This window comes from Rhodocyclus purpureus, assembly GCF_016653115.1.
Classification (GTDB): domain Bacteria; phylum Pseudomonadota; class Gammaproteobacteria; order Burkholderiales; family Rhodocyclaceae; genus Rhodocyclus; species Rhodocyclus purpureus.
In genome coordinates this window covers 74,690-83,611 of the sequence record NZ_NHRX01000013.1, presented here as the reverse complement: position 1 = coordinate 83,611, position 8,922 = coordinate 74,690, and the positions used below count along the sequence as shown (strand labels likewise).

The following is an 8,922-nucleotide window of genomic DNA, read 5'->3' as shown; positions in this document are numbered from 1 at the left end:
GGCGAAGCGGGGGGCGGAGAAGGCGCAGGGGCCGGGGCAGCCGGCAGCACCGCGCAGGCTGCGCCTGAAGGCGCAGTGGCCACGCTCGCCGACGACGGCAGCCACCGCGCCGCCTACGAGACGATCATGGACTGGCCGGCTTTCGAGCGCTGGCTGGCGAAGATCGAGGCCTGCGAACTCGTCGCGCTGGACACCGAGACGACCAGCCTCGATCCCTTCGCCGCGCGCCTGGTCGGCATCTCCTTCGCCGTCGCGCCGGGCGAAGCCGCCTACCTGCCGCTGACCCACGTCGGCGAGCAGGCGCAGCTGCCGCTGGCCGAGGTGCTGGCGCGCCTCCAGCCCTGGCTCGAATCGCCAGAACACGCCAAGATCGGGCAGAACCTCAAGTACGACCAGCACGTCTTCGCCAACCACGGCATCGCGCTCAAGGGCGTCGCGCACGACACGCTGCTGCAATCCTACGTGCTCGAATCGGGCAAGGACGGCGCGCGCGGCCACGACCTGGGGCAACTGGCGCGCCGCCACCTAGGTCTCGAGACGATCTCCTACGAGTCGCTGTGCGGCAAGGGCGCCAGCCAGATCGGCTTCGAGCAGCTGCCCATCGAGCAGGCAGCGCCCTACGCCGCCGAGGACGCCGACCTCTGCCTGCGCCTGCACGCGCGGCTTTATCCGCAGATCGCCGCCGAAGCGGGCCTGGCGCGCATCTACGGCGAGATCGAGATGCCGGTGCGCGACATCCTCTTCCGCATCGAGCGCAACGGCGTGCTCATCGACGCCGCGCAACTCGCGCGGCAGAGCCACGAGCTCGGCAGCCGCCTGCTGCAGATCGAGCAGGACGCCTACGCCGCCGCCGGCCAGCCGTTCAACCTGGCGTCGCCGAAGCAGCTCGCCGAAATCCTGTTCACCAAGCTCGGCCTGCCGGTGAAGAAGAAAACGCCCGGCGGGACGCCATCGACCGACGAGGAAGTCCTCTCCGAACTCGCGCTCGACTACCCGCTGCCGAAGCTGCTGCTCGAATCGCGGCAACTGGCCAAACTCAAGGGCACCTACACCGACAAGCTGCCGCGCATGATCAACGCCGCCAGCGGCCGCGTACATACCAGCTTCTCGCAGAGCGCGGCGGTCACCGGCCGGCTCGCGTCGAGCGACCCCAACCTGCAGAACATCCCGGTGCGCACCGGCGAAGGCCGGCGCATCCGCGAGGCCTTCGTCGCGCCTGCCGGCAGCGTGATCGTCTCGGCCGACTACTCGCAGATTGAACTGAGGATCATGGCGCACCTCTCCGGCGACGAGCGCCTGCTCGACGCCTTCGCCCGCGGCGAGGACGTGCATCGCGCCACCGCCGCCGAGATCTTCGGCGTCAGCGCGCAGGAAGTCGGCGCCGACCAGCGCCGCGTCGCCAAGGTGATCAACTTCGGCCTGATCTACGGCATGAGCGCCTTCGGCCTCGCCCGCCAGCTCGACCTCGACCGCGGCGCCGCGCAGTCCTACATCGACCGCTACTTCGCGCGCTATCCCGGCGTGGCGCGCTACATGGAGGAGACGCGGATGAAGGCGCGCGACCGCGGTTACGTCGAGACCGTGTTCGGCCGCCGCCTGTGGCTGCCCGACATCCGCGCCAGCCAGCAAGGCCGCCGCCAGGGCGCCGAGCGCGCCGCGATCAACGCGCCGATGCAGGGCACCGCCGCCGACCTGATCAAGCTGGCGATGATCGCGGTGCAGGGCTGGATCGACCGCGCGTCACTGGCGACGAAGATCGTGCTGCAGGTGCACGACGAACTGGTGCTCGAGGTGCCTGACGCCGAGCTGGCGCGGGTGCGGGAGGAACTGCCGGGACTGATGACGCAGGTGGCGACGCTCAAGGTGCCGCTGGCGGTCGAGGTCGGGGTTGGAGGGAGCTGGGGGGAGGCGCACTGAGCGTGGCTCGTCCATAATGTTCGCCCCGTACTGACGTTTCACCTTGAAGATGCGCCTCTCCAGCCAACAAACCCGGAAGATTCGCCAGATCGTCCGCGAACTTGTCGGAGAAAAGGCCCAGGTGCGGCTGTTCGGCTCGCGCCTGGACGACCAGCGCAAGGGCGGCGACGTAGACCTTTTGCTCGAACTGCCGGAGCCTGTCGCTGACCCCGCCCTCGTCGGCGCCCGTCTGTCGGCACGCATCTCGCGCGCACTGCTCGGGCGGCGAGTCGACGTGCTGATCCTCGCGCCGAATCTGCGACACCTGCCGATTCACGACATCGCGCTCAGCGAAGGACAAATCCTGTGATCCTCGATCAGAAAAGTGAAGCCAGACTGCGTTTCGTCCTGAACTTGTCGAAGGGCGTTGCCTGCACCGGGCTTTGACAGGGCTTCGGCAAGCTCAGCCCGAACGGAGGCTAGGGAAGCGTAGTGGACATTTGCGGCATCCGCAGCCGGGGAATCCGCTTCCGGCGCTTGCCGAGGCGACGCGGCGCAGCCGGTACGCCAATCGCCCATGACGTGCCGGCGCGATATCGCGCGCGGCTGCCGGTCGAGGTGTCGGCACCGGTATAATGATTGATTGCACTTCAGTGCGATCGGTCGAACGTGCTTGCCTCAAGATGAGCCTCAAGATACTCCATACTGAATCCTCCACCGGCTGGGGGGGGCAGGAACACCGGACCTTCAAGGAACTGGTGGCCCTACGCGAGCGCGGCCATACCCTCGAAGTGGCGTGCCGGCCTGGCGCCCGGCTCGGTGATCGCGCCGAAGAGGCCGGCTTCGCCGTGCACCGGATCGCCATGCGTGGCGGCGGCGACCTGATCGCCGCCTGGAAGCTGGCGCCCCTGCTGCGGCGCAAGCGTTTCGACATCGTCAATACCCATAGCGGACACGACAGCCTGCTGGGCGGCCTGGCCGGCCGCCTGGCGTTCACTCCGCTGATCGTCCGTACGCGCCACCTGGCTTTGCCGGTGACCTCGCTGGCGACCTACAAGCTGCTGCCGCACAAGGTCGTCACCGTCAGCGAGTGGGTGCGCCGCTACCTGATTTCAGTCGGCGTCCCGGCCGATCACGTCGCCACCGTCTATACGGGAATCGAGCCGCCGCCCAAGGTCGAGCACTCGACCCTGCGCGCCGAACTCGGTCTTGCTGCAGACGACATCCTCATCGCCACCGTCGCCATCCTGCGCTTCGAGAAGGGGCATCGCGAACTGATCGACGCGGCGCTGCCGCTCCTCGCCGAACGCCCGCAGGTTCATCTCGTCTTTGCCGGTGATGGTCCGATTCATGAGCGACTGGTGGCCTACATCGCGGCCAAGGGCGTCAGCGACCGCGTCCATCTCCTCGGTCTGCGCCGCGACATCCCGAATGTCCTCGCCGGCTGCGATTTCTTTGCCCTCGCCACCTGGCAGGAGGCGCTCGGCACCTCCTACATCGAAGCCATGGCCGCCGGCCTGGCGACCATCGGCACCGCGGTGGATGGCGTTCCGGAAGTGATCCAGGACGGCGTCAGCGGATTGCTGGTGCCGGCGAAGGACGAGCAGGCGCTGACGCGGGCGCTGTACACGCTGGTCGATGATCCGGAACTGCGCCGGCGCTTCGGCCGGGCAGGGCAGGAGATCACGCAGACCCGCTTCAGCGTTGCCACGATGGCCGCCGAAATGGAAGCCTTCTACCTGAAGAGCCTCGCCGAGAGGGGCAGACGATGAGGGCTGCGCGCTCGGTTCCGGTGCTCATGTATCACCACGTCTCGCCGTCGCCGGGACTGGTCACCATCAGCCCGGCGAACTTTGCCGACCAGATGCGTGGTCTGCGCGATGCCGGCTACCGGACCCTCAGTGCCCGCCAGTTCGCCGATTTTCTCGCGGGCGCCGCAGTCCCCGACAAGTCGGTGTTGCTCACCTTCGACGACGGCTATCTCGACAACTGGGTCTACGCGCACCCGGTACTGCAGCGCCATGGCTTTTCGGCGCTGATGTTCATCGTCACCGACTGGGTCAAGGATGGCGCGCAGCGCGCGTGTGCTGGCGTGGACAAGACCGGCATTGTGGATGCGGCAGCGGCCTTGCCGGCGACGCCCGAGCACAATGTCTGCAAACAGCTCATCGCCGCGGGCAAGGCCGACGACGTGATCGTCCGCTGGAGCGAAATCGACGCCATGCGCGCGGCCGGAACTTTCGAGTTCCACAGCCACACGCATACCCACACGCGCTGGGATGCGCAGTGCCCGGATGCAGGCGCCAAGAGCGCCGGGCTGGCTGGCGACCTCGCCGCGGCGCGTGCGGTCCTGAGCGATCGCCTTGGCAGTGCCTGCGACCACCTGTGCTGGCCGCAGGGCTACTTCGACGACGATTACCTCGCGGTCGCCGCCAGCGCCGGTTTTCGGCACCTCTATACCGTTGCCCCCGGCGCCAATCAGCCGGGCGACGATCCGCGCCATATCCACCGCATCGTGACCAAGGACAAGCCCGCCGGCTGGCTGCTCAGCCGGCTGTGGCTGTACCGCCGGCCGACGCTGGCGCGCTGGTACGCGCGCGGCCGTAAACGTTGAGCTCCGCCATGCTCCAGCCTGTTCTCCTCTTCCTCTTCAGCCGGACGGCAAGCTGATGTGTGGCATCGCCGGTTTTTTCGGTCGCCGGGCGATTGCCCCGGCCACGCGCCGGGCGATGCTCGCTGCCCTCGCCAAGCGTGGCCCCGACGCTGCACACGAAGCGGCATGGATCGGTCCGCGTGCGGTGACGCCTGACGCGGAGGCGACCAGCGCGCTGCTGCACGCGCGCCTTGCCATCCGGGACCCGCGCCCGGTCGCCGATCAACCGATGGTCAGCGACGACGGCAACGTCTGGCTCTGCTACAACGGCGAGGTTTATGGCTGGGAGGACGAAGCCGCCGCCCTCGCTGCCCGGGGCGCCGCCTTCCGCACGCACTCGGATACCGAATTCATCCTGCGCGCCTACGAGGCCTGGGGCTTTCCGGCGCTGCTCGACCACCTGCGCGGCATGTTCGCGCTGGTCATCCACGACCGCCGGCTCGGCAAGGTTTTCCTGGCCCGCGACCGGATGGGGCTGAAGCCCCTGGTCTATGGCGTGCGCCCCGACGGGCTGGCCTTCGGCTCGACGGTGCGCTCGCTGCTTCCCTGGCTGCCGGAGGGGGAACGCGGGTTCAGCCCGCAGGCGATCGATGCCTACCTCGCGCACCGCTACGTTCCGGCGCCGCGCACCATTTTTGCCGGGCTGCAGCGGCTCGAAAACGCCCACTATCTGATTTACGACATCGCCAGCGCTCACCTGGAAAAACGCCGCTACTGGGCGCTGGGGGCGACCGCTGACGGCGCGACCACCGCCGACGAGGCCCTCGCCGAACTGCGCAGGGCAGTCTCCCTGCGCACCGTCGCCGATCGCCCGCTCGGCGTCTTCCTGTCCGGCGGCATCGATTCGAGCGCCATCGCGAGTGTCCTCGCCACTTCCGGCCATGGCGACCTCGGCACCTTCACTGCCGCCTTTCCCGGATCGGGCTTCGACGAGAGCGCCGACGCGCAGGAGATTTCCCGCCAACTCGGCCTCGCCAACACGGCGATTCCGGTCCCGATGCAGTTGGGCGGAAACTTCGAGCGCATCGTTGCCGATCTCGACGAGCCCTTCGCCGATCCGTCGAGCATCCCGACCTGGTACCTCGCCCGAGAAACCGTGCGCCACGTGACCGTCGTTCTCGGTGGTGACGGCGGCGACGAGATCTTCGCCGGCTACAAGCGACATCCTAAGCACTTGCGCACCCTGTGGCGCGCCGGCCTGTCGCTGCCGCTGCCTGCTCCCGCCTCTCTGGCCGGGAAGGGCTGGAGCAAGCTCGCCGACGAACTGCGCATGTCCTGGAGCGATGCTTACTCGCTGCGCTTTTCCGGCTTCTCGCCGGCCCAGCGCCGCTATCTGCTTGCCGACGGCCGCCTCGAACACGATGTCTGGTGGCGCCCTGCCGACGCGCACGCGGCGACGCCGATCGAGCAACTGCTCGCCTGCGATTTCGCCAACACCCTGCCCGAATACATCCTGCGCAAGGCCGACCTGTGCACCATGGCGCACGGCCTGGAGATGCGGGCGCCGCTCCTGGATCACCGCTGGCTGGAGAAACTGGCCGGGGTCGCCCGCGAACAGAGGTTCACACAGCCGGCCAAGCGTTTCCTCGAACCGGTCATGGCGCCGCTGGCGCCACTCAAGCTCTTCGAGCGCAAGAAGCGCGGTTTCAACCCGCCGCTGACCGACTGGCTGCAAGTGGATCTGAGGCCGCGTGCCGACGGTCTCGGCGAGCGGCTGGCCAGCCTCAGCGACGGCCTGCTGCGCAGTTCCGCGGTCGACGAACTCGCCGCCGCCTACCACGCCGGCGCTACCCATTTCGCAGAGCAGTTGCTGCAGCTCTACCTCCTCGACGAAAGCCTCTCCCAACTCGCCGTGCTGCGTGGCCAGGCATGAGATTCCGTTTCTTCAGCAACTCGCGCCTGCCCGGCCGACTGCTGGTCTTCTTCCTGCTGCTCTGGCGCCTGCCGACACTGCTGCGACGCCGGCGTCCCGAACAGCCGCAACGGATCTGGGTGCTGCACCACCTCCTGCTCGGCGACACCATCATGCTGGCGGGGCTGCTGGCCAAGCTGCGGCAGCGCTACCCGGCTGCGCAACTGCATCTGGCCACGCCCGCGGCGACGGTTGCGCTGTTCTCGGCTCATCCCTACGGCGTCGAGGCTCACCCGTTCAACCCGCGCAACTTCAGCACCCTACTTGCCCTGTGCCGGCAGCCCAGGCCGGATCTCGTCATCATCCCGGCCGAGAACCGCTATTCGCTGCTCGCCGCTGCCCTCGGTGCGCGCTGGATAGTCGCCTTCGAGGGCGACAGCCCGGCCTGGAAGAACTGGCTGGTCGACGAGTTGCGTCCCTACCCGGACACCCCGACCGCCTGGCCGGACATGGCCGCCACCCTGATCGACGGACCCGCGCCCGAACCCTTTCGGCCGCAGGACTGGCCGGCCCCGGCCTGCCGCCCCTTCGCTCTCCCGGACAGGCCTTATTGCGTCCTCCACGTCGGCGCCAGTTCGGTCCTGCGCCACTGGGCGCCCGAGAACTGGCGGGAACTCGCCGACTGGCTCAGCGCCCGCGGCTACACCGTCGTCTGGAGCGGCGGCCGTGGCGAGGAAGACCTCGTTCGCCAGTGCGATCCAGAAGCGCGCTACGCTTCCTTCGCCGGCTGCCTCGATCTCCCGCAGCTCTGGCATCTTCTCGCCAACGCTGCGCTGCTGGTTTCTCCGGACACCGGCGTCGCCCACCTCGGCAAAGCCGCCGGCGTCGCCTGCGTGACCTTGTTCGGTCCCGGGTCGTCGCTGATCTACGGACCCGGCCACTTCTGGGCTGGCCTTCCCTATCAGGCGGTGACTGTCGAGGACTTCCCGTGCCGCGACGGCAGGATGCTGTTCGAACGCACCTTCGTGACCTGGGTGCGGCATTGTGCGCTGCCTCCATCCGCCTGTGCCTGCCCGCGCTGCATGCAGGCGCTGACCCCGGAGGCGGTGCAAAACGCCGTCGCCACACTCTTGCCTTCAGCAGATCCGATCCATGACCGCAAAGCCCGCTGATTCGTTGTTGTCGTCCTTGTCGTCATCCGATCGCTGGCTGATCGGGTTGGCTTGTGCCCTGCTTTTCGTCTGGTCCTTGCCGGGGACGATCGCCTTGCGTCTCTTCATCATCGTCGTCCTGCTTGGTCTCGCCGTCTGGAAATACCTGCAACCTGGCCTCGGTATCGGGGAAACGCTTCGTACGCACCGCAAGCTGTTTTTTACCTATGGTGTCCTCACTCTCTGGATCGTCGTCGAGGCACTTCTCTTTGCCGACGACACGGCAGCCGTCCTGAAGGAGTTCTGGGGTCAATGGATCAGGAGCGGCATCACGGGTCTGATCGGCTTCCTGGTCGCCGCTCTGCTCGTCCGCCGCCTGCCGCATCGCGGCGGGCCGCTGCTGGCCACCGCCTTGATGCTGACCCTCGCGCTACAGGTCGGTCTACATGACCTGGATACGCTCTGGCGTTGGTGGGACGAGGGGAGTTTGCCTTTTCAGGAAACCCGCATCACGCAAAACCGGGCCGGGCTGAGCTTCGTCACCAACCTGCTGATGGCCTTGCTGAGTGCCGAGGCGATGTCCCGCCTGCTCTATCGCCGATCCTACATGCCGATCCACTGGGCATGGCTTCTGCTTCTGGTCGGCCTCTGCTTTTTCGCGACCTATGTGCTCGGCACTCGCTATGGAACGATGGGCTTCCTTGCCTTGCTTATCTCATGCGCCATCGTCGCGCTGATTGCCAAGCGCCGCGAGATCAATCTGGCGCTGCTCGTAGGTGCAGCCGCTGTCGTGCTTGCCGGAATCGGCGCATTCGGTTGGTCCGCCATGAAGTCTGATCAGCGCTGGCTGAGCTTCGCCGAGACAGTGCCGATCGCGCTCGACACCGAGCATCAGCGGGCGTGGAGAGACGATGCGCAACCGCTGCCCCTGATGGCCAACGGCTCGCCGGTGGATCACTCTGCATACATGCGCTTCGCCTGGGGCAAGGAGGCTTTCCTGGCTATCGGTCGCGACCCGTTCGGCGTCGGCTACGGACGGAATGCCTTCGGCACTGCCATGCTCCGTATCCATGAGGATTACGCATCGAGCAAGCACTGCCATAGCGGGGTGCTCAACTTTGCTGTCGGTGCCGGAATTCCCGGACTGCTGCTCTGGTTGGGCTTTCTTGGCATCTTGGCGGTGAATGGCTGGCGCTCATTCTTCAGGGACGAAAACCCCGCCGGCTTGCTGCTGCTCTTCGTGGTCAGTGGCTTCTTCATGCGCAGCATCGTCGATGGCAACTTCCAGGACCACATGTTCGAACAGTTCATGTTCCTGGCGATGCTGTTCAACGCGCTGGCTCTGGAGAGCCAGCGAACAGAATGAACGA

General features: G+C 67.1%; 7 protein-coding genes. All 7 read left to right on the top strand.

The genetic code is table 11. The features are described 5' to 3' along the window. The coding region (polA, locus tag CCR84_RS02460) for a DNA polymerase I (protein ID WP_201209351.1) at positions 1-1,917 on the top strand (1,917 nt) is incomplete at its 5' end. A 49-nt stretch (positions 1,918-1,966) separates the two neighbouring features. After that, positions 1,967-2,266 carry a nucleotidyltransferase domain-containing protein gene (locus tag CCR84_RS02455; RefSeq protein ID WP_201209358.1) on the top strand — a complete coding sequence of 100 codons (300 nt, stop codon included), beginning with the start codon at positions 1,967-1,969 and terminating at the stop codon, positions 2,264-2,266. Positions 2,267-2,579: 313 nt separating this feature from the next. Next, positions 2,580-3,668 carry a glycosyltransferase gene (locus CCR84_RS02450; RefSeq protein WP_201209350.1) on the top strand — a complete coding sequence of 363 codons (1,089 nt, stop codon included), beginning with the start codon at positions 2,580-2,582 and terminating at the stop codon, positions 3,666-3,668. A gap of 26 nt (positions 3,669-3,694) precedes the next feature. Next, positions 3,695-4,510 carry a polysaccharide deacetylase family protein gene (locus CCR84_RS02445; protein WP_242508490.1) on the top strand — a complete coding sequence of 272 codons (816 nt, stop codon included), beginning with the start codon at positions 3,695-3,697 and terminating at the stop codon, positions 4,508-4,510. A 55-nt stretch (positions 4,511-4,565) separates the two neighbouring features. Continuing rightward, positions 4,566-6,422: an asparagine synthase (glutamine-hydrolyzing) gene (asnB, locus tag CCR84_RS02440; protein WP_201209348.1), complete on the top strand. Its 1,857-nt coding sequence runs from the start codon at positions 4,566-4,568 to the stop codon at positions 6,420-6,422. Next, positions 6,419-7,573, top strand: a complete 1,155-nt coding sequence (locus tag CCR84_RS02435) for a glycosyltransferase family 9 protein (RefSeq protein WP_201209347.1) — start codon at positions 6,419-6,421, stop codon at positions 7,571-7,573. Before asnB ends, CCR84_RS02435 begins: the two co-directional genes overlap by 4 nt. After that, positions 7,554-8,918, top strand: a complete 1,365-nt coding sequence (locus tag CCR84_RS02430) for an O-antigen ligase family protein (RefSeq protein WP_201209346.1) — start codon at positions 7,554-7,556, stop codon at positions 8,916-8,918. Before CCR84_RS02435 ends, CCR84_RS02430 begins: the two co-directional genes overlap by 20 nt. Positions 8,919-8,922 lie beyond the last annotated feature (4 nt).